26 protein-coding genes are annotated in these 23,464 nt (G+C 36.7%); 8 read left to right on the top strand and 18 right to left on the bottom strand.

The annotated features are described in order from the left end of the window. Nucleotides 1-2: 2 nt before the first annotated feature. From rnz to obgE, 4 genes are all read right to left on the bottom strand, one after another. Nucleotides 3-926, bottom strand: a complete 924-nt coding sequence (gene rnz, locus ACKTSC_RS04790) for a ribonuclease Z (protein ID WP_407856987.1) — start codon at nucleotides 924-926, stop codon at nucleotides 3-5. A gap of 94 nt (nucleotides 927-1,020) precedes the next feature. Next, nucleotides 1,021-1,548, bottom strand: coding sequence for a DUF1269 domain-containing protein (locus tag ACKTSC_RS04785; RefSeq protein ID WP_332653328.1), 528 nt, complete (start codon nucleotides 1,546-1,548; stop codon nucleotides 1,021-1,023). Nucleotides 1,549-1,695: 147 nt separating this feature from the next. Continuing rightward, a complete protein-coding gene (locus tag ACKTSC_RS04780) occupies nucleotides 1,696-2,430 on the bottom strand; it encodes a winged helix-turn-helix domain-containing protein (RefSeq protein ID WP_407856986.1) in 735 nt (244 codons plus the stop codon). 734 nt (nucleotides 2,431-3,164) lie between these two features. Continuing rightward, nucleotides 3,165-4,478, bottom strand: a complete 1,314-nt coding sequence (gene obgE, locus ACKTSC_RS04775) for a GTPase ObgE (protein ID WP_332580487.1) — start codon at nucleotides 4,476-4,478, stop codon at nucleotides 3,165-3,167. Nucleotides 4,479-4,744: 266 nt separating this feature from the next. Between obgE and gap the strand changes: the two genes are divergently transcribed. Both gap and ACKTSC_RS04765 read left to right on the top strand, forming a co-directional pair. After that, nucleotides 4,745-5,755, top strand: a complete 1,011-nt coding sequence (gene gap / locus ACKTSC_RS04770; protein WP_071856962.1) for a type I glyceraldehyde-3-phosphate dehydrogenase — start codon at nucleotides 4,745-4,747, stop codon at nucleotides 5,753-5,755. Nucleotides 5,756-5,904: 149 nt separating this feature from the next. Then, nucleotides 5,905-6,651 carry a peptidylprolyl isomerase gene (locus tag ACKTSC_RS04765; protein ID WP_407856985.1) on the top strand — a complete coding sequence of 249 codons (747 nt, stop codon included), beginning with the start codon at nucleotides 5,905-5,907 and terminating at the stop codon, nucleotides 6,649-6,651. A gap of 77 nt (nucleotides 6,652-6,728) precedes the next feature. Here ACKTSC_RS04765 and fabZ read toward each other — a convergent pair whose 3' ends face one another. Beyond that, nucleotides 6,729-7,178 carry a 3-hydroxyacyl-ACP dehydratase FabZ gene (gene fabZ / locus ACKTSC_RS04760; RefSeq protein WP_332580490.1) on the bottom strand — a complete coding sequence of 150 codons (450 nt, stop codon included), beginning with the start codon at nucleotides 7,176-7,178 and terminating at the stop codon, nucleotides 6,729-6,731. A 161-nt stretch (nucleotides 7,179-7,339) separates the two neighbouring features. Between fabZ and fabI the strand changes: the two genes are divergently transcribed. Together fabI and ACKTSC_RS04750 are read left to right on the top strand one after the other, a co-directional pair. Further along, on the top strand, nucleotides 7,340-8,095 hold the full coding sequence (fabI, locus tag ACKTSC_RS04755; RefSeq protein WP_407856984.1) for an enoyl-ACP reductase FabI: 756 nt from the start codon (nucleotides 7,340-7,342) through the stop codon (nucleotides 8,093-8,095). 93 nt (nucleotides 8,096-8,188) lie between these two features. Beyond that, entirely contained in the window at nucleotides 8,189-8,572 is a 384-nt protein-coding gene (locus ACKTSC_RS04750) for a VOC family protein (protein WP_332580492.1), read from the top strand. 43 nt (nucleotides 8,573-8,615) lie between these two features. Here ACKTSC_RS04750 and ACKTSC_RS04745 read toward each other — a convergent pair whose 3' ends face one another. Next, nucleotides 8,616-9,647 carry a branched-chain amino acid aminotransferase gene (locus ACKTSC_RS04745; RefSeq protein WP_332580493.1) on the bottom strand — a complete coding sequence of 344 codons (1,032 nt, stop codon included), beginning with the start codon at nucleotides 9,645-9,647 and terminating at the stop codon, nucleotides 8,616-8,618. A 157-nt stretch (nucleotides 9,648-9,804) separates the two neighbouring features. Between ACKTSC_RS04745 and ACKTSC_RS04740 the strand changes: the two genes are divergently transcribed. Continuing rightward, nucleotides 9,805-10,719, top strand: a complete 915-nt coding sequence (locus ACKTSC_RS04740; protein ID WP_407856983.1) for a mechanosensitive ion channel family protein — start codon at nucleotides 9,805-9,807, stop codon at nucleotides 10,717-10,719. 44 nt (nucleotides 10,720-10,763) lie between these two features. Here ACKTSC_RS04740 and rpsN read toward each other — a convergent pair whose 3' ends face one another. The 5 genes from rpsN to racE all read right to left on the bottom strand — a co-directional run bounded on the left by rpsN (nucleotide 10,764) and on the right by racE (nucleotide 14,435). Next, on the bottom strand, nucleotides 10,764-11,033 hold the full coding sequence (gene rpsN, locus ACKTSC_RS04735) for a 30S ribosomal protein S14 (protein ID WP_407856982.1): 270 nt from the start codon (nucleotides 11,031-11,033) through the stop codon (nucleotides 10,764-10,766). A gap of 145 nt (nucleotides 11,034-11,178) precedes the next feature. After that, nucleotides 11,179-11,673 (bottom strand): cyclic-di-AMP-binding protein CbpB, encoded by a 495-nt coding sequence (cbpB, locus tag ACKTSC_RS04730; RefSeq protein WP_407856981.1) that lies wholly within the window; start codon nucleotides 11,671-11,673, stop codon nucleotides 11,179-11,181. Between the two features lie 92 nt (nucleotides 11,674-11,765). Further along, nucleotides 11,766-12,278 carry a metallophosphoesterase gene (locus ACKTSC_RS04725; RefSeq protein ID WP_332580497.1) on the bottom strand — a complete coding sequence of 171 codons (513 nt, stop codon included), beginning with the start codon at nucleotides 12,276-12,278 and terminating at the stop codon, nucleotides 11,766-11,768. After that, a complete protein-coding gene (rph, locus tag ACKTSC_RS04720; protein WP_407856980.1) occupies nucleotides 12,275-13,612 on the bottom strand; it encodes a ribonuclease PH in 1,338 nt (445 codons plus the stop codon). Before rph ends, ACKTSC_RS04725 begins: the two co-directional genes overlap by 4 nt. Nucleotide 13,613: 1 nt before the next feature. Continuing rightward, entirely contained in the window at nucleotides 13,614-14,435 is an 822-nt protein-coding gene (gene racE / locus ACKTSC_RS04715) for a glutamate racemase (RefSeq protein ID WP_332580499.1), read from the bottom strand. Between the two features lie 144 nt (nucleotides 14,436-14,579). Between racE and ACKTSC_RS04710 the strand changes: the two genes are divergently transcribed. Beyond that, on the top strand, nucleotides 14,580-14,810 hold the full coding sequence (locus ACKTSC_RS04710) for a hypothetical protein (RefSeq protein WP_407856979.1): 231 nt from the start codon (nucleotides 14,580-14,582) through the stop codon (nucleotides 14,808-14,810). Between the two features lie 31 nt (nucleotides 14,811-14,841). Here the strand turns inward: ACKTSC_RS04710 and ACKTSC_RS04705 are convergent, their stop codons facing one another. Genes ACKTSC_RS04705 through ACKTSC_RS04690 form a run of 4 tightly spaced genes read right to left on the bottom strand, consistent with a single transcriptional unit; the run spans nucleotide 14,842 to nucleotide 17,739 of the window. Further along, complete coding sequence (locus ACKTSC_RS04705) at nucleotides 14,842-15,498, bottom strand: amino acid ABC transporter permease (RefSeq protein WP_407856978.1); 657 nt, start codon at nucleotides 15,496-15,498, stop codon at nucleotides 14,842-14,844. A 15-nt stretch (nucleotides 15,499-15,513) separates the two neighbouring features. Beyond that, nucleotides 15,514-16,158, bottom strand: a complete 645-nt coding sequence (locus ACKTSC_RS04700) for an amino acid ABC transporter permease (RefSeq protein WP_332580502.1) — start codon at nucleotides 16,156-16,158, stop codon at nucleotides 15,514-15,516. Further along, complete coding sequence (locus ACKTSC_RS04695; protein ID WP_332580503.1) at nucleotides 16,158-16,991, bottom strand: transporter substrate-binding domain-containing protein; 834 nt, start codon at nucleotides 16,989-16,991, stop codon at nucleotides 16,158-16,160. The genes ACKTSC_RS04700 and ACKTSC_RS04695 overlap by 1 nt, the downstream gene beginning before the upstream one ends. Before the next feature lie 10 nt (nucleotides 16,992-17,001). Further along, nucleotides 17,002-17,739, bottom strand: a complete 738-nt coding sequence (locus ACKTSC_RS04690) for an amino acid ABC transporter ATP-binding protein (RefSeq protein ID WP_332580504.1) — start codon at nucleotides 17,737-17,739, stop codon at nucleotides 17,002-17,004. A gap of 262 nt (nucleotides 17,740-18,001) precedes the next feature. Between ACKTSC_RS04690 and trpS the strand changes: the two genes are divergently transcribed. Further along, a complete protein-coding gene (trpS, locus tag ACKTSC_RS04685) occupies nucleotides 18,002-19,012 on the top strand; it encodes a tryptophan--tRNA ligase (protein WP_407856356.1) in 1,011 nt (336 codons plus the stop codon). A 57-nt stretch (nucleotides 19,013-19,069) separates the two neighbouring features. On the opposite strand, the gene hemH is transcribed toward trpS, so the two are convergent. The 3 genes from hemH to ACKTSC_RS04670 all read right to left on the bottom strand — a co-directional run bounded on the left by hemH (nucleotide 19,070) and on the right by ACKTSC_RS04670 (nucleotide 22,274). After that, nucleotides 19,070-20,014, bottom strand: coding sequence for a ferrochelatase (hemH, locus tag ACKTSC_RS04680; protein ID WP_407856977.1), 945 nt, complete (start codon nucleotides 20,012-20,014; stop codon nucleotides 19,070-19,072). Between the two features lie 82 nt (nucleotides 20,015-20,096). Beyond that, nucleotides 20,097-21,305: an NAD(P)/FAD-dependent oxidoreductase gene (locus tag ACKTSC_RS04675; protein ID WP_407856976.1), complete on the bottom strand. Its 1,209-nt coding sequence runs from the start codon at nucleotides 21,303-21,305 to the stop codon at nucleotides 20,097-20,099. Nucleotides 21,306-21,371: 66 nt separating this feature from the next. Then, nucleotides 21,372-22,274: a prenyltransferase gene (locus ACKTSC_RS04670; RefSeq protein WP_407856975.1), complete on the bottom strand. Its 903-nt coding sequence runs from the start codon at nucleotides 22,272-22,274 to the stop codon at nucleotides 21,372-21,374. Between the two features lie 182 nt (nucleotides 22,275-22,456). Between ACKTSC_RS04670 and ACKTSC_RS04665 the strand changes: the two genes are divergently transcribed. Beyond that, a complete protein-coding gene (locus ACKTSC_RS04665) occupies nucleotides 22,457-23,431 on the top strand; it encodes a polyprenyl synthetase family protein (RefSeq protein ID WP_407856974.1) in 975 nt (324 codons plus the stop codon). Nucleotides 23,432-23,464 lie beyond the last annotated feature (33 nt).

Below are 23,464 nucleotides of genomic sequence, written 5' to 3'. Positions count from 1 at the left end.
ATTTATGGAAAAGGAACTTCAAAGGTATCAAAGTCTTTAACAACTGTCGTGTCAGCAAAGACTTCTTGTGCTTCTAACTCTAATTCTTTGGCCTCTTTTGCCAAATAACGAGCAGAAATATGGGTTAGATACAATTGTTTTGCTTGGGCTTCCTTCGCAATGGTTGCTGCTTGTTGGGTAGTTGAATGGAAATAAGCCTTAGCAAGTTTTGCTTCATTTTTATTAAAAGTACTTTCATGAACGATTACATCACTGTCTTTAGCAAACGTACTTGATTTAGTTGTAAAACGCGTATCGCCAAAAATTGTTACGATGCGGCCTTTTTTATTTTCACCAACGAAATCTTTGCCGTTGATCACTCGACCATCTTTAAGCGTGACTGTCTGACCTTGTTTCAATTTTCCGTAGACTGGACCGGCTGGAATATCCAATGCTGCTAATTTTTCAACTTGCAACGTTCCTTCATGATCCGCCTCGGTAACGCGAAAACCAAAACTATCGATACCGTGATCGAACAACATCGCTTCAACAGTAAATTGTTTATCTTTGAAAATAACTCCTTCTTCAAGTTCAATAAATTCTAGTGGATACGTCAAATGTGTTTTTGTTACTTGAAGCGAAGTCCGAACATAATTTTCTAGACCAGCAGGACCATAGATCTCGACCGGTTCTTCCCCGCCTTGAAATGAACGACTACTTAGTAATCCTGGCAATCCAAATATATGATCTCCATGTAAATGGGTAATAAAAATTTTTTCGATTTTTCGAGGCTTGATATTTGTTCTCAAAATCTGCATTTGTGTGCCTTCACCACAATCAAATAACCAGATCGAATTTCTTTCATCCAATAACTTTAATGCTAAGCTGCTGACATTCCGATGTTTTGCTGGAACGCCTGCGCCAGTTCCTAAAAATTCTAGTTCCATAGTTTCCCTGACTTTCTATCAAATTAATTTCATTCTAGAAGAAAGTCACAGTTAGTGCAATCTAATTCTAAGAATATTTATACTTTTATTTTTCTTATTCCTCTTTTGAAGAATCCGAATTTTTAGCCATTTCTTGTGCATTTTTAACATCGGCTTCGACTTCTTCGTAGTCTAAACGAGTAATTTCACCGCCAAGCTCCATCATGATCAATTGGTTCAATGGACGATTGTCTTCCTCTTCTGCGATCAGTAACAGTGCAGTATCACCTTCGCCAATCTTATCGATCAAGAATTCAAATACGCTATTTGCTTCACGGATTTCCTTTGCATCGCGAGTGGCACCAATCATTCCACCTGTAAACCAGCCTAGTAAAACACCGATAGGACCGCCGAGGATCCCGACCATCATACCGATCAAACCACCCGTTGAACTCTTGTTGTTCCCAGTGAAATCTAAGAAATCCTCAATTTGAAATTTGTGTTCTCCATCATTAGAATGATGGATGACCGCCATTTGTTCTCCTTTAAGCGCTCTGCTCATGTGTAATTTTTTAGCCTTCGAAAACGCTTCATAAGCTTTTGATTCTACATCAAAATTCATGATAATCACTCTTTTTTCCATCTTTATCGCCCCTTTTATGCTTTAAACTAAGTGTAGCAATAAAACGTTTATTTGAAAAATAGAAAGAGCTTTTTAGAGAAATAAATTCATTATGGTTAGTTGATAATAAAAAAGATTCGAGAAGCAGCTTCTCGAATCTGTGGTTTTTTATTTTGCTGTTTTGATTTCTTCCATGATACGATCATCGATCACATAGTGGTCAAAGAAGACTTTAGATAATTGATAGCCCTCACCCCAATTTGTTCGAATAACATCATATTCAACACCATCAATTTTTAATTTGTTGCGTAGATGCTTAATAATCGTAGACAACCGTGTCATATGACTTGCTGAATCGCTGTCACCCCAAATTTTGATTGCTAAATCATTTCTGCTGATTGGTGCATCTTTTGTAGCAATCAAGGTGCTTAACATCTCACGCTCAGAACGTGTTAGGTTCCATAAAGGTAATGGACGTTTTTCATAATCGCTGCGTTCTTCTTGCGGTTTAAAACCAAATCCCACTGAATAAATCGATTCTTTACTTGCTTTTTCTGCTAATTTTTCTCTAAGACCACTTAATGATTCTTCCTCAAGTAGCCATTCATCTACACCAAATGATTCCCACTCAGCCTTTTCTTCATTTTGTGGAAAATTATCTGTTTCGCGAATAATCGTAAACTTATTCCCAACCATTTCTAAAATCATAGAAAGTTCTTGATCTGAGACAGTTTCACTAATAATCAGAACATCAAAATAACTCATTACTTCTGATGGAACCTGTTGTACTAATAACATTGATAATATTTTTGACGAGCTCAATACTTCAATGTTTAAACGTTGTAATTTTTCAACCAATGGTCGTTCTACTAAAATATTGTGTGTTAAAATTAATACTTGCATTAAATTATTCCCCTTTTTCTATCAAAAATAATAATCCAGTTGAATCATTCTGGAATATTTATCAATTAATAATATAATTGTCACTTGTTACTTTTTAATTTTACACTTGCGAATCGCTATATGCTATAAAAAAGCTTATATTTTAGTAATCACAATTAGAATTATCAGTAAATTTTTTGGGTTAAAAAACCTTTTGTTTAATAACATAGTTTAATTATCATTTTAAAACAACAAATTTTTAAATTATTTCTTAAATCAACTAATAAAATATGTGCATAAATAAATAAAGTGCTTTTTAATTCCAGCCAACACTTTTCATCTAATTTGTATTGTTAAACATGAGTTTTATCCTTGATTTTTCTTTTATAATTAGCTAATCATTATTTTTTTTTAAGATTTTAAACGATTCTTCACATTGTTTCATTAAATATTTTCATAAATGCCAGTTTTTTTATATTTTAAAAAATAACGCCTGACTCACTTGATAAAAAAATTTTTTATTTTTAAATTTCTCTTACGAAAGTCTCAATCAAATATTTCTTTCCCAAGTAAATAAAACATTTTCTTGTTTATTAGCTTTTAACTTCGATTTATGTATTGCTGCATAAAAAATATTATTTACACTTCAAAGAATTAAAACTAAACCTTCCAATAACACTGACTCATTTTAAATATAAAAAAGAGCCCCGTAAGCTAGCTTTTTAGTCTAACTTAGGAGCTCGATTAAAATTTAGTTAATCTACAAATTCAAATTCAAATTTATCGATTCGAACGATGTCGCCATCTTTAGCGCCTCGTGCTCGTAATGCTTCATCTACGCCCATAGAACGTAATTGACGAGCAAAACGCATCACTGTTTCATCATGATCAAAATTGGTCATCTTAAAGATTTTCTCAAGCTTATCACCCGTCAATACCCACGTTGCATCTGGTTCGCGAGTAATTGTAAATTCCGGTTCATCTGATTGGAATCCGTAATTTACTGTATCTTCTTCGACTTCTTCATCGTATAACAAGAATTCTGGTGTCACTTCTAAAAGATCGGCCGTTGCGTTCAACAAGTTGTCTAATCCTTGTTTTGTAAAAGCTGAAATAGCAAACACCGGAATATCATCTGCGAATTCATCTGTTTTTTCTTTTTTCAATTTCGCTTTGAATTCTTTTAGATTTTCTTCGGAATTCGGCATATCCATTTTATTAGCTACGATAATTTGTGGCCGTTCTAATAAACGCAAATTGTGTGTACCTAATTCTTTGTTGATTGCTTGGTAGTCTTCGTAAGGATCTCGTCCTTCCATTCCACTCATATCGATCACATGTAAAATAACTCGTGTCCGTTCGATATGTCGTAAGAATTGAGTACCAAGACCTACTCCTTGTGAAGCTCCCTCGATCAATCCTGGTAAATCGGCCGCTGCAAAACTGCGGCCATCACTTGTCTCAACCATTCCTAAATTAGGAACTAAAGTTGTAAAGTGATAAGCACCGATTTTTGGTCGTGCTGAGGAAATCACTGATAAAATCGTTGATTTACCTACAGATGGAAATCCAACTAAGCCGACATCAGCTAATACTTTCAATTCTAATTCAATATTACGTTCTTGACCTGGTTCACCATTTTCAGCTAATTCTGGAGCTGGATTTCTTGGTGAGGCAAAGCGTGTATTTCCACGTCCGCCACGTCCGCCATGAGCGACGACCAGTTCTTGGCCATTTTCAATCAAATCGCCAATCAACGCACCTGTATCTGAATCGCGAACAGTTGTCCCTGGCGGTACACTAACATAAGTATCTTCCGCCCCACGACCGTGCATTCCTTTACTCATTCCGTTTTCACCTGGTGTTGCTCTAAAATGGCGATTGTAACGGAAATCCATCAATGTACGTAAACCTTCATCAACGACTAAAATCACATCACCGCCATGGCCTCCATCTCCACCAGCTGGCCCACCGTCTGGCACATACTTTTCACGACGAAACGCAACCATTCCGTCTCCACCTTTACCGGCTTTGACATCGATCGTTACTTGATCTAAAAACATGGACATCTTGGTGTCCTCCTTATATATATAATTATTATGACTAATGAATCTCCACACTAAACAAAGTCTTATATATTGTAGCTAGAATAGTCGAAAAAGTCCATTCTTATTAGATAGAAGCTGAAAAAAAATAGAAGTCTTATCTTTTTTTAAACTATTTTTACCACCTTATTTTATCAGGTAATATCTTTTGACAAAAAAATTGAAGCGTTGCACAATTAAAATGTAAAGCAGATTTCTTTGCTTGATAAAAAAAGGAGGAACTTTTGGTTATGACAGTAAAAGTAGGTATTAACGGATTCGGACGTATTGGTCGTTTAGCTTTCCGTCGAATTAAAGAAGTATCAGATGACATCGAAGTAGTAGCAATCAACGATTTGACCAGCCCTACAATGTTGGCACAATTATTACAATTTGATTCAACTCACGGTACTTATCCTGGTACAGTTACTGCAACAGAAGATTCAATCGTTGTTGATGGTGAAAGCACACGTGTTTACGCTGAACCTGATGCAAGTAAAATTCCTTGGGTAAAAGAAAATGGTGTGGATATCGTTTTAGAATGTACTGGTTTTTACACTTCTGAAGAAAAAGCACAAGCTCATATTGATGCAGGTGTTAAACGTGTCGTTATCTCTGCTCCTGCCGGACAAATGAAAACAATTGTTTATAATGTAAATGATGATACTCTTGATTCAAATGATAAAATTATTTCTGCAGGTTCTTGTACAACAAACTGCCTAGCGCCATTAGCCTATTTCTTAAATGAAGAATTTGGGATTGAAGTTGGAACTATGACAACCGTCCATGCATATACTTCAACTCAAATGCTATTAGATGGACCTGTCAAAGGTGGAAATCTACGTGCTGCTCGTTCTGCTGCCGATAATACGATTCCGCATTCAACTGGTGCTGCCAAAGCAATTGGCTTAGTTATTCCAGAATTACAAGGGAAATTACAAGGACATGCACAACGTGTTCCCGTTGTTGACGGCTCTTTGACTGAATTGGTTTCAATTCTTAAAACAAAAGTAACCGCCGACCAAGTCAATGAAGCAATCAAAAAACATACGGTAGATAATCCGTCATTTGGTTATGATGATCGCGAAATCGTTTCTGGTGACGTGATCGGAACGACTCAAGGTTCAATCTTCGATCCAACTCAAACAGAAGTAACTTCTGCCGGAGATTATCAATTAGTTAAAACAGTAGCTTGGTATGATAACGAATATGGATTTACTTGCCAAATGATTCGCTTGTTAGAAAAATTTGCGAACCTATAAAAAATTTATTATCTTAAGGAGATCTTTTAGGTCTCCTTTTTTGTTTTGATTTACCTTTTTTTGAAGCAAAAGTCATGCTTTTTTCATAGGAACTCATTTAAAAGTTTGTTATTATATTAGAGATGACAAACTTTTTAAAGGAGAAATGTATGCAATTCAAAAAACTGATCATAGGTGCAAGCTTGGCATTATCTGTTGGCTTACTAGCTGCTTGCGGCACAAGCAACAGTACTTCAAGCACAAAAGAAAGCAGTACAAAAACAACGGAGTCTAGTGTAGATTTAAATAAATTGGATTTACCTCAGCTCAGTACAGACGTTTCAAAAGATGAATATCTAGTAGAAATGGTAACTACTGAAGGCAGCGTAAAAATCAAACTTTTCCCTAAGCAAGCTCCTAAAGCGGTTGAAAATTTCGTTAAACACGCGAAAGATGGTTATTATAAAGACACCCCTTTCCATCGTGTAATCCAAGACTTCATGATTCAAGGTGGCGATCCTAAAGGCGATGGCACTGGCGGTGAAAGTATCTGGAAAAAAGGCTTTAAAACAGAGGTTTCTAATCAACTTTATAATATTCGCGGTGCCCTTTCGATGGCACGAGCAAGTTCACGCGACAGCAATGGCAGTCAATTCTTTATTGTAACTAATAATGAAGATGTAAGTGATGGTCTAGCGATCCAATATTATCCTGAAAAAATCATCGATGCTTATAAAAAAGGCGGCGCGCCTAGTCTAGATGGCGATTATACTGTATTTGGTCAAGTGATCGAAGGCATGGACGTAGTTGATAAAATTGCTGGCGGCGAGGTTAAGGCCAATGATTCTGGTGAGAAATCTACCCCAGTCGACCCTGTCAAAGTTACTGAAATAAAAATCTTACAAGAACCTAAATAAAAAAACTTGCCTCACGGCAAGTTTTCAAATTGTAGACAAACCTTGTGTAAAGACAAGGTTTGTCTTTTTATATATGTTTATTTTTTCTGCTCTTTATCGCCAACGATAAAAGTAAATTCGCATTCTGTTACCGTTTTATCCTCTACTGTCGCCCATGCTTTAGCTGTTCCTACGGGGCCTTTAACTTTTTGAATATCAAAATTTAAAAATAATGTATCACCAGGACGGACGAATTCTAAGAAATTCGCTTTATTAATTCCGCCGATATAAGCCGTTTTCCCTTCAAAAGCAGCGGATTTCAAAATCAATAATGACCCTGCTTGCGCTAATGCTTCGACGATCAATGTTCCTGGCATGATTGGTTCTCCTGGAAAATAACCTTGGAAAAAGTCTTCATTCATTGTTAAATTTTTGATCGCGGTGATGTGTTTTTCATCTTCGAATTCTGTTACTGCATCTAAATAGTAAATGGGGAAACGATTGGGAATCGCAGCCATAATTTCTTCGACATTCATAATTTTTTCCATTTTACACCTCTATGAATATTTTATTTGATTATCAAACTATCATATTCTACGACTATTATCAAGAGTTAATAGAAGTATGAAAAAAATAGTTTGACAATCAAAGCATTTTACAACATAATGATAGCATATTATTTATATATTGTTTAGGAGCGTGTCATTTAATGTCAATTTTAACTGGAAAAAAAATTATCGTAACTGGTGTTGCGAATAAAAAAAGTATTGCTTGGGGATGTGCCAATGCGATTGCAGCTCAAGGTGCCGAAATCATTTATACTTATCAAAATGAACGAATGAAAAAAAACCTTGTCAAACTTGTTGGTGAAGATGCTCATATGTTTGAACTTGATGTTGCAAGTGACGATAAAATCAAAGAAACTTTTGGCTTGATCAAAGAACAATTCGGAACAGTCGATGGATTGGTTCATTCGATTGCCTTTGCCAACAAAGAAGAATTATCTGGAAACGTTACTGAGATTACTCGTGACGGCTTCCAATTAGCACAAGATATCAGTGCGTATTCATTATTAGCCGTTTCGAAATATGCTGCACCTTTAATGAAGGATGGCGGAAGTATCGTTACAATGACTTATATGGGGTCTGAACGTTCAATTCCCAACTACAATATGATGGGAATCGCAAAAGCCGCATTAGAAGCTGAAGTTCGTTACCTAGCAACTGAGTTAGCACCAAAAGGCATTCGTGTAAATGCTATCTCTGCTGGAGCTATCAAAACATTAGCTGTCACAGGTGTGAAAGACTATCAATCTTTATTAAGTCTTTCCGAAGAAAGAACGCCGGATAAAGTCTCTGTTACTATCGAAGAAGTTGGAAATTCTTGTGCCTTCCTATTGAGCCCGCTCGCAACTGGGATTATTGGCGATGTGATTTATGTAGATAAAGGTGTGCATTTAAGTTAACTATTAAAAGGTGTGCTGAGTAACGCACACCTTTTTCTTTTGTGTTAAACTTAAAATGATACCGGATTCATACTATTTTTTTGGAGGTTGCTAATGAGAATCGAACATGTCGCATTATACGTGAAAGATTTAGAAAAGAATAAACATTTTTTTGAAACTTATTTTGACGCTACGAGTAATCAACCCTACCATAATCTAAAAACCGGATTACGAACATATTTCTTAACTTTTTCAGATGGTGCAAGATTAGAGCTAATGTCTCGCCCTGAAATGACTGAAAAAGAAGATGTACTATTTTTGACTGGCTACACGCACTTAGCTTTTTCTTTAGGCTCAAAAGTAGCAGTCGACCAACTAACTCAGCGTCTCGCTGACGATGGATTCGAAATCATCTCCGGTCCACGAACAACAGGCGATGGGTATTATGAAAGTTGTATTTTAGGACCGGAAAATAATCAAATTGAAATCACTGCTTAAAAAAAACGCCGCTATTGCGACGTTTTTTTGATAGCCTAATTTATCAGTTTTTAACTTTAGTCTCTACTTCTACAACCCAACCTTCGGGCGCTTCAACATCACCAAATTGAATACCAACTAATTCTTCATACAATTTTCTGGTTACTGGTCCAGTCTCTGTTTCACTATAAAAGACATGGAAATCATCACCATTTTGGATGCCTGCAATTGGTGAAATCACGGCTGCCGTTCCACAAGCTCCAGCTTCAGCGAATTTATCCAATTCAGCTAGATGTACATCCCCTTCGATAGCTTCCATTCCAAATCGATCATGAGCTAAATAAAGCAACGAATATTTAGTGATACTTGGCAGGATCGATGGCGACTTAGGTGTGATAAATTGATTGTCATGAGTAATACCAAAGAAATTAGCAGAACCCACTTCTTCAATCTTTGTATGTGTTGCTGGATCTAAGTAAATACAATCAGAAAAATTACGGTCATGAGCATGTTGTCCTGGCAATAAACTGGCAGCATAATTTCCGCCTACTTTTGCAGCTCCAGTACCAAATGGCGCAGCACGATCATATTCTGATACAATAAAATTGCTTGGTGTCAATCCGCCTTTAAAGTATGGTCCTACTGGCATGCAAAATACACTAAATAAATATTCTGGTGCTGGATTTACCCCAATGTTCGGACCTACGCCGATTAAATAAGGACGTAAATACAGTGTTGCTCCCGTTCCATAAGGTGGTACATACTCTTCATTTGCAGCAACTACTTGTTTCACAGCATCAATAAACATTTCTTCGGGAACATCTGGCATTTGTAAACGCTGTGCACTTCTATTTAAACGCTTAGCATTTTCATTTGGTCGAAACAAATTGATTTTTCCATCTTTTCGACGGTAAGCTTTTAATCCTTCAAAACATTCTTGTCCATAATGGAGACTAGTTGATCCTTCATTGATGGTGATCATATTATCCTCTGTTAATTGCCCTTCATCCCATTGTCCATTCTTCCAATGAGAAATATAACGGAAAGGTGTTTTAATATATTCAAATCCTAATTCTTCCCATTTTATATTCACCATTCTATCATCTCCTTCTTATTTATTTGTTAGTCTATCACTTTCTACTATAAAAGTCATGATTTTTTTCAATTTTCTGTAAATTGTTTTATTACTGCTTTTATCGACAGAAAAGCAAAAGATTGATACACTATTTCTATTAATTTATTAGGAGGCATTTATGTTTTTATTAACTGCTGAAACTGTCGATTCCAGTACGATCAATGTAGTAGATCAAACAGCACAAAAAATCTCTGCCTGGCAAAAATATTGGCAATCGATCGATTGGGAGCGAGTCCTCTCTATTATGGTACAAAAAGGGCTAACAATCATCGCAATTCTTGTCCTATTTTATTTAGTACGTAAGGTCGGCGGCTTTTTACTAAATCAATCATTTGAACGCCAGAAGAAAAAAATGGTTGATAATGCCACTCGAATTGAAACGCTCCACGATCTTTCGTTAAATATTTTTTCATATACAGTTTTTTTCTTTTTTCTCTATTCAATTTTAGATACTTTAGGCATTCCAGTTGGTTCTTTATTAGCAGGTGCTGGAATCGCTGGAATTGCAATCGGTCTTGGTGCTCAAGGATTGACCAATGATATCATCACCGGTTTTTTCATTATTATGGAACAACAAATCGATGTGGGTGATTATATTCGTTTAGTCAACCTACAAATCGAAGGTACCGTGACCTCCGTCGGAATCAGAATGCTTCAAATGAAAGCTGCTGACGGAACGGTCCACTTCATTCCTAACCGTAATATCACTACTATCAGTAACCTGTCCCGTGCACACATGCAAGTAAAAGTCGATATCCGCATTCAACCAAATGAAGGATACGAAAAAATAAGTCAATTGATCGAAGATGCTAATCAACGTTTAGCAAAAGAATTCAAAGAAGAAATTTTCGATGGCCCTGATTTATTTGGAATGGTTGATCTAGGAAACAGCAATTATGCTATTCGTACGATCATGTATGTGACTAACGGTAAACAATATAAATTACAAGAAGAGTTTTTAGCTGCTTATGTGAAAACATTGAACGAAAATGGCTATTCTATTCCTAATGACCCGATTGTGATCGGTAAATAAAAAGAAACAGCAAACACTTAAATGTTTGCTGTTTCTTTTTATTTTTACCAGCTTGCTTTTTTCACACCAGGGATTTGACCTTTGTGAGCTAATTCGCGAAACTTGATTCGTGATAGTCCAAATTTTCTCATATATCCTCTTGGACGACCGTCAGTTTGGTCACGATATTTCAGACGATTAGGATTCGAATCACGGGGAAGTTTTGCCACTCCTTCAAAATCACCGGCTGCTTTTAACTCTGACCGCTGTTCAGCGTAACGTTCGATTAATTCTTGCTGCTTTTGCATTTTTACAATTTTAGATTTTTTTGCCATCTTACACCTCGTTTAGTTTTCTAACCGAGCTCAATCGTAATCGTTTCAATTTAACACTTTTTAAAATTAGCACGCTTTCTTTTCAGTGTCAAACATTCTGTCACTGAGTAGATCAAACTAGAAAAAAAGACCAATAATGGTCTTTTTAGTTCGGTGTGTTAGCATTTGCATGAACAATTACTTTCTTTTCCAGATTTTTACGATCAAACACATGGAAAGTATAATTGACAGCTTTTAAAATTTCTCTTCTGGTGACGATCCCGCAGAATTTCCCATCAGCATCTAAGACTGGTAAAAAAGCTGAATCAACTAATAGATGTAACACATCTTCTAACTCTGCATCTGGACGCATAATTGCCACATCCGTTTTCATGACATCTGCTACGGTCAATTGATCTAAGTTAGCCGTATCGATTCCTGTTATACCTAACATTTTTTTTACGATATCGTTTAAACTTAGTAAACCTACAAAATGATCTTCTCTATCTAGAACTGGAATCGTTGAGTACCCAGCTTGTGATAAAAGCAGTAATGCATGTTCCAATGGATGTTCTTTCATTACAGTAGCAACATTTTCCCCGGGAATGACCATTGTATCTTCATGTTCTTTCATCAATTGTTCAAGGGCCGGACTAATCATATAACGCCTCCATCTATCTTTCTACCCTTTCATTTTAGCTTAATAGCTTATAGAAAACGCTTATTATTCAAATATTTAATAAAAATTATCAACTATCGTTTAAAACTCGCAACTAATTCCTCGATTGGTTGGTGAGCACGATTATAATAAGCTACTTGATAACCTTCTTCATCACTTTCGATAATCGCATAACTTGGTATTTGAATTGGACCACGAGGCTGCGAGATACTCCCAGGATTAACAAATAAGATGTGTTTATCCATTTCAGCAACTGCTTGATGGATATGCCCAAATAATGCGATATTTGCTCCTGCTTCTTGAGCTTGAACAGACAGCATGGTTAAACCAAATCGAACATTTGATAGGTGTCCATGTGTCATATAGATCACATCATTACCTATCGTTACGATTTGTTCTTTTTTGTATTCAGGATCATAGTCGCAGTTTCCTGTAACAACGGTAAAATGTTCCCACAATTCATCATTTACTTTCAATTCAGAATCACCGCAATGAAACATATGATCGACCATTCCAACATAGCGATTCACGATTTCTACTAAGATATTGCGGTCTCCATGATTGTCACTAACTACTAAATACTTCATGCGTTATCCTCCAACCAATTTTTCCAAACTTTTTCTAATTTTTGAACGGCCATCCCGCGATGACTAATCGCATTTTTTTCGTCATTGTTTAATTCAGCCGATGTCTTATTAGAGTCAGATACGATGAACAATGGATCGTAACCAAAACCATTTTCACCTTGTGGGATACGACCAATACGACCATTCCAATCAGCTTCAACAACTAGACTTTCTTTTTGAGGTGCAGCAAAAACCAAGGTGCAATGGAAATGAGCTGTTCGTTTTTCATCAGGAACATCAGTCAGCTCATGTAATAATTTTGCATTATTTGCCGCATCGCTTTTACGTTCCCCAGCAAAACGAGCTGAGAAAATTCCTGGCATTCCATTCAGCGCATCTACGGCTAAACCAGAATCATCTGCCAAAACAGGTTGTTGTAAAATTTGAGCAATTGTTTCTGCTTTTAAACGAGCATTTTCTTCAAAAGTTGTTCCCGTCTCTTCCACATCTGGTAATTCAGGGTAATCTAAAAGTGTCTTTGTCCGATAGCCTTCCTTGCCAAATAGAGCAGCAAATTCTTTAGCTTTGCCTGGATTTCTTGTTGCAATCACAATCGTTTTTTCTTCGGTTTCAACTTCATCGAATAATGCTTCTTTTTGATGAGCAACTAGTTCTTCGACTGCTGTTTTTCCATATAAAATCAAAGAATTTAATTCGGTATCATCAAAAGTTGCTTCTTCACCTGTTCCTTGGATTTCCACAAAACGGCCTGATTCCGTCATAACCAGATTCATGTCCACCGCTGCTGAAGAATCTTCTTTATAATCCAAATCAGTTACTACTGTTCCATCAGGCAAAATCCCTACGCTAATAGCGGCAAGGTGTTCTTTGATTGGATCTTCTTTTAATTCACCGCTTGCTAATAATTTATTGACAGCCAAACGTAAGGCAACGAATCCACCAGTGATACTGGCAGTTCTAGTGCCGCCATCTGCCTGGATCACATCACAATCTACAATAATACTACGTTCACCTAATTTTTCTAAATCAATGACCGCTCTTAAAGAACGACCGATCAGACGTTGGATTTCCATCGTACGTCCAGTTAACTTTCCTTTGGCGCTCTCTCGTCGATTGCGAGTATTAGTCGCTCGTGGCAGCATACTGTATTCTGCGGTTACCCATCCTGTTTCGCTTCCTCGAAGAAATGGTGGAACAGAATCTTCCAGAGTTGCAGAGCAAATTACTTTGGTATCGCCAAATGAAATCACTACAGAACCTTCTGGATGTTTAAAAACATTGGTTTCAATTTTTATTGGTCTCAATTGTCGGACCGTTCTTCCGTCATGTCGCAAATTATTTTCCTCCTAATTCAATGTGAGTAACGTTTAAATTATCAATCGTCAACCATTCACTGGCAATATCTTTAAACATTTTTGGTGAACCTGTTGTAAAAAACTGGTGATTCTTTTTAGTAGAACGATTTAAATTATTCAAATCAAAATAATCTAATAACGCACTGACATCGCTAACCGTTTCTGCACCCGAATCGATTAAAGTAACCTCTGGCCCCATGACATTATGGATAATAGGGCGTAATAAAGGATAGTGAGTGCAACCTAAAACCAATGTATCTAATTTTTTATTTTTTAGCGCAGCCAACGTATGAGAGACCACTTTTTTAGCTACAGAACTTGCAAATTGATTACTCTCAACGATCGGTACAAATTTAGGACATGCCAAACTAACAACTTGTGTTTCAGGCGCCTTTTCTTGAATCTCTAATCTATACGAATCACTTTTAATTGTCCCTAAAGTTCCGATGATTCCAACACGGCCATTTTTACTCGCTTTTAATGCAGCACGTGAACCAGGTTGGATTACACCAATAACAGGAATATCAACGGTTTCTTTTATTTCTTCTAATGCCACAGCGGTCGCGGTATTGCATGCGATGACGAGCATTTTGATATTTTTATTCAATAAAAAACGAGTCATTTGCCATGTGAACTCAATAACTTGTTCTGCAGGCCGTGGCCCATACGGACAACGGGCAGTATCCCCTAAATAAATAATTTCTTCATTCGGTAATTGGCGCATAGCTTCTTTGACCACAGTCAAACCGCCTACACCAGAATCAATAAATCCAATTGGTCTTTCATCTGACAAAACGCTCATCCTATCTCCTTCAAAGTATTATCTTATTTTCCACTTTTTGAGCGAATATTTCAAGCCCTAGAACTTTATTTAAATGAAGCATTTCCTTTTGTTGCAGTCAAAAAGGATGCTACACTTAGAATAATAAAAGGAAGGTGGATGAAGATGGATAAGAAAGAACTCGCCGAGAATTTAGGTAAGGCCTCTGCCGGAGATCGTCACCAAGATCCTGCAGTAAAAGCAACTGAAAAAGAAACAGAAAAAAATAATGAGCCGCTTCAAGAAGATCACGAACCCGGATTATTAGAAAAATTAGGTAAAACTCAAGCTGGAGCAGTCTATGAAGATCCTGCGATGAAAGAGACTGAGCGAAAAACTGAAGATGAAAAAGACTGAAAAAGAAGCGCCCATCTTGGACGCTTCTTTTTTAGTAATTATATTTGCTAGTTTCTAATAAATTAGAAACAACAGACAATAGATAACAAACAATAAAGTACATAGCCGTCATCGCAATAAACATCGGAATGACATAATTCGTATTTTGACCATAGACGATTTTAGCATTGTGCATCAACTCTGGTAACGAGATGATCACGGCTAATGATGTGTCTTTGATTAATGAAATCAGCTGACTCAAAATAGCCGGAAGCATTGATTTAAATGCTTGTGGAAAGACGATAATTGCTAAAGTCTGTACATAAGTTAGGCCCGAAGACATTCCCGCTTCAGTTTGTCCTTTAGGAACAGCATTTAACCCTGCTCGGAAAATCTCCGAAAGCATCGCTGATTCAAAAATCGTTAACGCCGCAACTGCTGCCCAAAAAATATTTAACTTGATCCCGATTTGCGGTAAAGCAAAATACGTGAAAAAAATAATCAAAAGTAACGGCAAATTACGGATGATATCAACAATCAGCCCAACGATTTTAGAAACTACCGGAATCCCGCTATAACGAATCGTTCCGGCCATACCGCCAATAATCATACTGAAGATAATCGAAACAACTGAGACCTGGACCGTTACCCAAAGACCGTCTAGAAGGAATCGTATATTGACCCATGAAAAAGCACCACTCATATCCATTTTATTCCTCCCTTTCTACGCCTTCGACCAATGTTTATCTAGATAATTCATTAGATAAGACAACGGCAACGTTAAAATTAAATAGAAACAGCCCACGATGATATACGTACCAAAGGTATTAAACGTATTGCTAGCAATCAAATCTCCTTGATACATCAAATCTAGTCCCGCGACCATCGCTAGGATCGAAGAATTTTTGATCAAATTGATAAATTGATTTCCTAAAGGTGGAACGACGATTTTAAATGCCTGAGGCAATACGATATAACGCATTGTTTCAGCATAAGAGAAGCCGGAAGACATCCCAGCCTCTAATTGACCTTTAGGGACTGTTTGGATTCCAGAACGAACTGTTTCGGCAATAAATGCAGACGTATAGATTGTTAAACCGATTGTTCCAGATTGAAACCCATCAAAACTATAAAAATACATCGGTGCAATCACGTAAAAGAACATTACAATGATCAGTAATGGAATATTACGGAAAAAGGCTACATACGCTTTAGCCAGATTTCTGATAATACGGTTATGTGACAATTGAAGAATTGCCATCAATGTCCCAATCAATAAACTAAAAACCAAGGCTAGCAAACTAGCATAAATAGTATATTTAAAGCCACTAGCGAAATCTGCTGAATAGGTTTGAAATAATTGTGCCATTAAAACTGCGCCCCCTTCTCTGCTTTACCTGCTGCATCTTTAGGGAACCATTTTTCGAAAATTTTATCATACGTACCGTTGTCATGCATTTTACGTAAGGCATTATTCACTTCGTCTGTAAAATCTGTTTGCCCTTTGTTGATCGCAATCCCATAAGGCTCATTAGTAAATGTACCAGCAGTCAATTCGTAATTTTTATTTTCAGCAGCCATCCCTAATAAGATGGCATTATCAGTCGTCATTGCTTGTCCTTGGCCTGACTGTAATGCTGTAAAAGCTTCTGCATAGTTCTCTAACTCAAGAATTTTTGCTTCAGGAGCATACTTACGAATATTGATCGTTGATGTTGAACCTTTAACTGCAAGCACAGTATCTTTACTCGTCAAATCTTTGACGCTTTTGATTGGACTACCTTTTTTGACTAGCAATGATTGTCCGGCATCAAAATAGATATCTGAAAAATCAACTTGTTCTTTACGTTCTTCTGTGATCGTCATCGTTGCAATGATGGCATCGATATTTCCATTTTTCAGTAACGGAATCCGTGTTTTGGAAGTCACTTCAACAAACTCGGCTTTGCCATCTTTCCCTAAAATTTCTTTAGTGATCGCTTTTGCAATATCGATATCAAAACCTTCCACTTCACGTGTTTTGACATTCATCATTCCAAATAAACGTGTATCATATTTTACTCCCCATGTAATAACGGGATCGTTTTTTATCCGCGTAGCAATATTTTTATCCGCCACACTTTCTCCTTTACAGCCTGATAAAACAATTCCCACAAGTAGTGCGAGGGTTAAAAAGGAGACGATTTTTTTTAGTTTAGCCATATGACGCCTCCTAATGATTGATTACTTTGCTGACGAATTGTTGTGCTCGCTCTTCTTGTGGTTTTTCAAAGAAACCTTTCACATCTCTAGTATCCTCTAATACTTGTCCGTCAGCCATAAAAATAATTCGATCTGCTACTTCTTTAGCAAAGCCCATTTCGTGTGTCACGACGATCATCGACATGCCATCACGTGCAATTTTTTTCATTACGTTCAAAACATCACCGATCATTTCTGGGTCTAACGCAGATGTCGGCTCATCAAATAGCAGTAAATCAGGATTCATAGCTAATCCTCGAGCGATGGCGATCCGTTGTTGTTGTCCTCCTGATAGCATAGAAGGATAAGAATCTTTTTTATCCAGCATATCTACTCGATTAAGCAATTTCTCCGCTGTTTTTACCGCATCTTCTGATGATTGTTTTAAAACTTTGATCGGTGCTAACGTGATATTTTCTAACGCTGTCTTGTTTGGGTAAAGATTAAAATGCTGGAAAACCATTCCAATATTTTTTCTAATATCTTTTAATTTAACCTCTTTACTATGTAGGTCTTTATCATTGACTAATAACTGACCTGAAGTGATATCTTCCAAACCATTGATACAGCGTAACATGGTGCTCTTTCCAGAACCAGAAGGCCCAATCACTACAACAACTTCCCCTTTTTCGAAAGTTAAGTCTATGTTTTTTAAGGCATGAAACTTCCCATAGTATTTTTCTACATGCTTAAATTCAACCATTGGCATGTCTTACCACCCCTTTTATCCTTATCATTTTCTAATTTTTCCAATCAGAGTTTAATTATAAGCGATGATTTTCTAGGTTGTAAAGAAAAAAAACTTATGTCATCAAAAAAATTCTAAATTTCTTTCATTTTGATGTGAGTTTTTTTAACATTTGCTTTAAATTAGCAAACGGAAAAGATCACGATAAGAGTTGTCAGTTTTGTAAAAAAAAGGTAGTATTTGAAGAGACTATTGAAAGAAATTTTAATGAAAAGGTGAGTTAATGGAAAATATTATTTTGACCGGAGATCGTCCAACTGGACAACTACATTTAGGACATTATGTAGGCTCCCTAAAAAATCGTGTGCGGATGCAAGAAGATCCGGACAATAAATTATTTATTATGATTGCAGATATGCAAGCTTTAACAGACAACGCTAAAAATCCTGAGAAAGTTTCTTCGAACGTTTTACAAGTAGCGTTAGATTATTTAGCGGTTGGATTAGATCCAAAACGTTCCACACTTTTCATCCAATCACAAATTCCCGAACTAGCTGAACTAACAATGTATTATTTAAACTTAGTTAGCGTTGGGCGTGTACGTCGTAACCCGACTGTTAAATCGGAAATCGAACAAAAGAAATTTGGTGAAAGTGTACCGACAGGCTTCTTCATTTATCCAGTCTCACAAGCATCAGACATCACGGCTTTTAAGGCTAACCTTGTTCCAGTGGGCGAAGATCAAAAACCAATGTTAGAACAAACACAGGAAATCGTTCAAAGTTTCAATCACACTTATGGAGACGTATTAGTCGAACCAAAAGGCGTTTTCCCTGAAAAAGGAATGGGCCGTTTACCTGGTATCGACGGCAACGGAAAAATGAGTAAATCTTTAGGCAACGGAATTTACATTGCTGATCCTGCCGATGTCTTGGCTAAAAAAGTCATGAGTATGTATACCGATCCGAACCATATTCATGTCGAAGATCCTGGCCAAGTGGAAGGCAACATGGTCTTCACTTATCTCGATGTATTCGGAACGGACAAAGAAAAAATTGCAGAACTGAAAGAACACTATCGCCGCGGCGGACTTGGTGATGTAAAAATTAAACGTTACTTGATTGAAGTTTTGGAAGCTGAATTTGGCCCGATTCGTGCTCGTAGAGAAGAATTAGCCAAGAATCCAGAAGCTATCATGAAAATGTTAAAAGAAGGCAGTGAAAAGGCGCAAGTCGTCGCTGCTGAGACCTTAAAAGAAGTTAAACAAGCTATGGGAATCAATTATTTCGCATAATAAAAAAAACGTGTATCTGCTGAGGTGCACGTTTTTCATTATACAAAATAAATAAATTTATTTGTTTGCATTTACAATTGAATGTAGAACATCAGTAAAAGCTGTATCTTCATTAAAGGGTCGGATATAGTCGAAGCACTCTCCCCCATTTTCAATAAAATAGTTTCGATTTTCTTCGTCGATTTCTTCAATCGTTTCTAGACAGTCTGCTACAAAAACCGGCGTAATAACTAAAACACTTTTTATATCTTGGCTCGGAAAAGCTTTCAGTGTTTCACAAGTCATCGGTGTTAACCATTGGCTTGGACCGAACTTAGATTGGTAAGTATGAGTATAAGGAAAATCTCCGACTTTCCCCATCACTTTCTTCGTAGTGATCTGACATTGCTCTTCATATGGATCACCGCGTTCAATTGTAGAGGCTGGGACACCATGATAAGAAAAAAGAATCATATCATATTTTTGTTGAGCCAGTTTTTTCTTAATATAGGTAGAAAGCAATAATATATATTCAGCACGTTCATAGAACGAACTAGATATCTTTAGATGCGGAATATCTGCTGAGTGTCTATATACTTGAGCGATTTGATCGCAAATCGGTGCGACGGTCGTCTCTGAATATTGTGGATACATTGGAAGAACAAACAGTTCAGTCATCCCTGCTGTTTTCATCTCTAAAATTGTTTCATCAATTTTTTGCTTTCCGTAGGTCATAGCAAAACGCACGAGTGTATCAGGCATTCTTTCTTGCAACAATTCCGCTTGTTTTTTTGTATATATCCATAGTGGCGAGCCTTCTGTTTGCCAAATTTTTGAATACAGTATTGCTGACTTTTTGGGGCGGACATTCAAAACGATCCCATGTAAAATCGGCAGCCAGATCAGCCTTGGCCAAGTGATCACCCGACGATCAGATAAAAATTCAGCTAAATAACTTTTTACCGCTGCAGGTGTTGGGCTCTCTGGAGTTCCTAAGTTCACTAATAAAATACCGCGTTTCACTTATCGATACCTTCGTCTTCTTTTCTTTCAAAAACACTCAGTAAAAAACACTCGCAACTACTTGCGAGTGTTTTCATTCGGCTTAATGATAGAAATCAAAACGGCCTTTCGCTAAAACTTCTTTGATACCGCCTGTTTCAAACAATGAACGATCCATGATCGCTTTTTTTATAAATGAAGCTGGATAAGCGGTCACTTCAGTTTTTCCTACGACACCAAAGGCATGTGTATTTCCAATAGAAGCAACTGACCCTAAAGATTTAAATGAGAATGGATCAGATGGTTGGCCTTTAAGCTGATTCAGAATATCTTTCGCAGCATATGAACCCATCGTTAAAGCGATTTGGGCAGTTGTTGGATAAGGACGGTTGCTTGAAGGATCCATTACTGCTGACACATCACCTAAAAGATACACATCATCGTGATTTGGATCTGTCAAGTTTGGTTTTACCATTACACGACCACGACGTTCCTCAAAACCTGAATCTCCAATAACTTTACTGCCGCTGACACCAGTTGTCCAAACGATCGTTTTCGCTTTAAGAGCAACTAAGTCATTTTCATTGTCTTTTGAATTTTGATAAATGACAGCACCTGGTTCAACTTTTTTGATTGGTTTACCAGTTAATAATTTAACATCCCATTTTTTAAGATATTTCAAGCAATATTGTCCTAGCTTATCGCTAAACATTGGCAAAATTTTATCGACTGCTTCAACACAATAGATTTGGATATCTTCGGGTTTCACGCCTGCAAGATCCGCAAATTTTTTGCTTCCTTCGACAAATGCTCCCACTAACTCAATTCCAGTAAAGCCAGCACCACACACAACGATTCGAAGATATTCTTCGTCTTTGGTTTCTTTATATTTCTTCATTTGTTCGATGATATGTTTATGGACTTGATCCGCTGTTTTGACATCAACCATTTCTAAGGCATTTTCTTTTACTCCTGGAATCCCAAATGATTCTGATTGGAAGCCCAAACCAACGATTAAATAATCGTAAGACAATTTTTGATTTTCTAAATATACTTCTTTTTTATCTGCATCAATTTTTTCAACCGTATCTTGAACAAAAACGGTTTTATTTGGATTGATGACATCTTTGATTTTATAACAAATTTTTTCATCAGGTTGCGTACCTGCTGCTACTTCATGCAGACTAGTTGCTTCATAGTGATAATCATTTCGATCTACTAAAGTAATATGGATATCTGCTGCTGATTTTTGTAATACGTGCAACGCGCGTAAGCCTGCGTATCCTGCACCTAGAATAACGATTTCTTTCATTTCTTTCTCCTCCTAATACATCCATGGCTTTTTGTAAGCCTACTAATATTAATAATGAATAAATTTTTAAAATAAAAAGATAATAGCAAAACTAATCACTTGAGCAACCGCACCGACCGCCAATATTCGTACGGCGCAAATAAATGTTTCTCGTTTGATTTGTTTCTCTAAAAACAAAAGGACTTGTTTGAAAATAAATGGCGCCACAAAAAAAGTCCCTAACATCGTCCAGGGGGCGATCCCAATCAATACTGCTAAAATCACAGCCATAAAAGCAGCTACATTCAGACCAATAAATAGATCAATCGCAGCTTGTTTCCCCAAATAATGGACCAATGTAAAGCGTTCATTTTTTTCGTCTTCTTCTAAATCACAGATATTGTTCGCCAACATCAAGTTTGCGATCCACAATGTATTCGGTAAAGAAATCAGGAATATTTCACTCAACGTTCTAAAATTCCATTGAAACACCTCAAATGCATTCAGGTAAACACACAAACAAGTAATCATAACCCCCATAGTCAATCCTGAAAAAATTTCGCCAAGCGGCAAGCTAGATAATGGTTTGGGACCTGATGAATAAAAAATACCCACACCATAACAAAATAACCCCATCAATAAAAATGGCCAGCCAACAACAAATGTCAGACCAATTCCAATCAAAGCGGAAACAACGATCATTCCTACCATTAAGTTAAAGACTAATTTTAAATCGATCTTTTCACGTCCAATGATATTGGTTTTCTCTCGGTAATCATGAATCTCTGTCGCATGATGATAGTCATTATAATTATCTAGAATGTCTACTGCCATATTAAAAATAAACATAGCCACGAAAAACAACAAAACTAATCCTAAATGAAGTTTGTGAAAGTTATAGAGGCTAAAACAAATCCCAATAAAAAAAGGCAGGACGCTTGCGGTTTTCGCTTTAAACTCCACAAGTTCCAAGAAAACGGTTAAACTCATTTCACCCAACTTTCTCATATTTTCTTTTCAATATCCATTATGCTATTTTTATAGGTTTAGTTCAAAAGATTTGCTTATTAGCCATGTGTTTTCTCTCACTAAATATTAATGAAGCATTCTAGTAGTCATTCTGTGGAGCATACGATAAAATAGTATTGAAAACGTTGTTAAAAGGAGCACCTATGTTAGACTACTGGAATGACTACCCCGAATTACAGAAAAATTTAATCAAAGTAAAAGAATTAATTTCACAAAGACTTGTTATTAATAATCAATCGATCGAAGAGGCCATCACAAAATTTTCTTCTACAGGAGGAAAGATGATTCGTCCGGCTCTCTTCTTTCTTTTCGCTGATTTTGGCAATAAAAAAGAGCCGGATCAATTAATAAAAATTGCCGCTTCATTGGAATTACTGCATTCTGCAACCTTAGTTCATGATGATATTATTGACGATGCTGACACACGTCGTGGGATGCCATCTATTCAATCTCGTTTTGGTAAAGATGTCGCAGTTTACACTGGCGATTTTATGTATACTAGTTATTTTGAATTGTTAGCTGAGTCAATGAGTAATACACCCTTTTTATTAAAAAATGCTCGGGCAATGAAAAAAATATTACAAGGTGAATTGACACAAATGTCATGTGCCTTCCATCCTGACCAAACGCTTTGTGAATATCTCCGAAATATTAATGGTAAAACAGCTGAATTGATTCGTTTAAGTTGTCATGAAGGTGCTTATTTTGGTGGAAGTGATAAAAAAATCCAAGCGCGGGCAAAACGGATCGGATCTTCTATTGGTCTTGCCTTTCAGATCTATGATGATATCTTAAACTTTTCGATTGAATTAGGTGATGAACAAAAACCGATTCTAACAGATGTACAGCAGGGCATATTTACCCTACCATTATTAATTGCACGTGATAATCGACCAGATATTATTCGTCCTTATCTAGAGACACCTGAACAGTTATCGAAAAAAGAACTCATGCAATTGGCTGCTTATGTTGCAGAGTTTGATGGTATCTCTGGCGCACTCGCCTTTGCAGAAAAATTGACCCACAAAGCAATTAAAGAAATACAGCAACTTCCTGATTGCGATAGTAAAATGATTTTAACAAATGTTGCGACTCAATTATTGACACGCAGCTACTAAAAAAGACTCCGGAAATTAATTCCCGGAGTCTTT

This window comes from Enterococcus hailinensis, assembly GCF_045862035.1.
GTDB lineage: Bacteria > Bacillota > Bacilli > Lactobacillales > Enterococcaceae > Enterococcus_A > Enterococcus_A hailinensis.
The sequence above is the reverse complement of the archived record's forward strand: the minus strand, read 5'-3'. Positions and strand labels throughout refer to the sequence as shown.

Excerpts from the sequence above, each read along its gene's own strand:
- rnz (WP_407856987.1), bottom strand. The coding sequence starts at position 926 with ATGGAACTAGAATTTTTAGGAACTGGCGCAGGCGTTCCAGCAAAACAT.
- ACKTSC_RS04785 (WP_332653328.1), bottom strand. The coding sequence starts at position 1,548 with ATGGAAAAAAGAGTGATTATCATGAATTTTGATGTAGAATCAAAAGCT.
- ACKTSC_RS04780 (WP_407856986.1), bottom strand. The coding sequence starts at position 2,430 with ATGCAAGTATTAATTTTAACACACAATATTTTAGTAGAACGACCATTG.
- obgE (WP_332580487.1), bottom strand. The coding sequence starts at position 4,478 with ATGTCCATGTTTTTAGATCAAGTAACGATCGATGTCAAAGCCGGTAAA.
- gap (WP_071856962.1), top strand. The coding sequence starts at position 4,745 with ATGACAGTAAAAGTAGGTATTAACGGATTCGGACGTATTGGTCGTTTA.
- ACKTSC_RS04765 (WP_407856985.1), top strand. The coding sequence starts at position 5,905 with ATGCAATTCAAAAAACTGATCATAGGTGCAAGCTTGGCATTATCTGTT.
- fabZ (WP_332580490.1), bottom strand. The coding sequence starts at position 7,178 with ATGGAAAAAATTATGAATGTCGAAGAAATTATGGCTGCGATTCCCAAT.
- fabI (WP_407856984.1), top strand. The coding sequence starts at position 7,340 with ATGTCAATTTTAACTGGAAAAAAAATTATCGTAACTGGTGTTGCGAAT.
- ACKTSC_RS04750 (WP_332580492.1), top strand. The coding sequence starts at position 8,189 with ATGAGAATCGAACATGTCGCATTATACGTGAAAGATTTAGAAAAGAAT.
- ACKTSC_RS04745 (WP_332580493.1), bottom strand. The coding sequence starts at position 9,647 with ATGGTGAATATAAAATGGGAAGAATTAGGATTTGAATATATTAAAACA.
- ACKTSC_RS04740 (WP_407856983.1), top strand. The coding sequence starts at position 9,805 with ATGTTTTTATTAACTGCTGAAACTGTCGATTCCAGTACGATCAATGTA.
- rpsN (WP_407856982.1), bottom strand. The coding sequence starts at position 11,033 with ATGGCAAAAAAATCTAAAATTGTAAAAATGCAAAAGCAGCAAGAATTA.
- cbpB (WP_407856981.1), bottom strand. The coding sequence starts at position 11,673 with ATGATTAGTCCGGCCCTTGAACAATTGATGAAAGAACATGAAGATACA.
- ACKTSC_RS04725 (WP_332580497.1), bottom strand. The coding sequence starts at position 12,278 with ATGAAGTATTTAGTAGTTAGTGACAATCATGGAGACCGCAATATCTTA.
- racE (WP_332580499.1), bottom strand. The coding sequence starts at position 14,435 with ATGAGCGTTTTGTCAGATGAAAGACCAATTGGATTTATTGATTCTGGT.
- ACKTSC_RS04710 (WP_407856979.1), top strand. The coding sequence starts at position 14,580 with ATGGATAAGAAAGAACTCGCCGAGAATTTAGGTAAGGCCTCTGCCGGA.
- ACKTSC_RS04705 (WP_407856978.1), bottom strand. The coding sequence starts at position 15,498 with ATGGATATGAGTGGTGCTTTTTCATGGGTCAATATACGATTCCTTCTA.
- ACKTSC_RS04700 (WP_332580502.1), bottom strand. The coding sequence starts at position 16,158 with ATGGCACAATTATTTCAAACCTATTCAGCAGATTTCGCTAGTGGCTTT.
- ACKTSC_RS04695 (WP_332580503.1), bottom strand. The coding sequence starts at position 16,991 with ATGGCTAAACTAAAAAAAATCGTCTCCTTTTTAACCCTCGCACTACTT.
- ACKTSC_RS04690 (WP_332580504.1), bottom strand. The coding sequence starts at position 17,739 with ATGCCAATGGTTGAATTTAAGCATGTAGAAAAATACTATGGGAAGTTT.
- trpS (WP_407856356.1), top strand. The coding sequence starts at position 18,002 with ATGGAAAATATTATTTTGACCGGAGATCGTCCAACTGGACAACTACAT.
- ACKTSC_RS04675 (WP_407856976.1), bottom strand. The coding sequence starts at position 21,305 with ATGAAAGAAATCGTTATTCTAGGTGCAGGATACGCAGGCTTACGCGCG.
- ACKTSC_RS04670 (WP_407856975.1), bottom strand. The coding sequence starts at position 22,274 with ATGAGTTTAACCGTTTTCTTGGAACTTGTGGAGTTTAAAGCGAAAACC.
- ACKTSC_RS04665 (WP_407856974.1), top strand. The coding sequence starts at position 22,457 with ATGTTAGACTACTGGAATGACTACCCCGAATTACAGAAAAATTTAATC.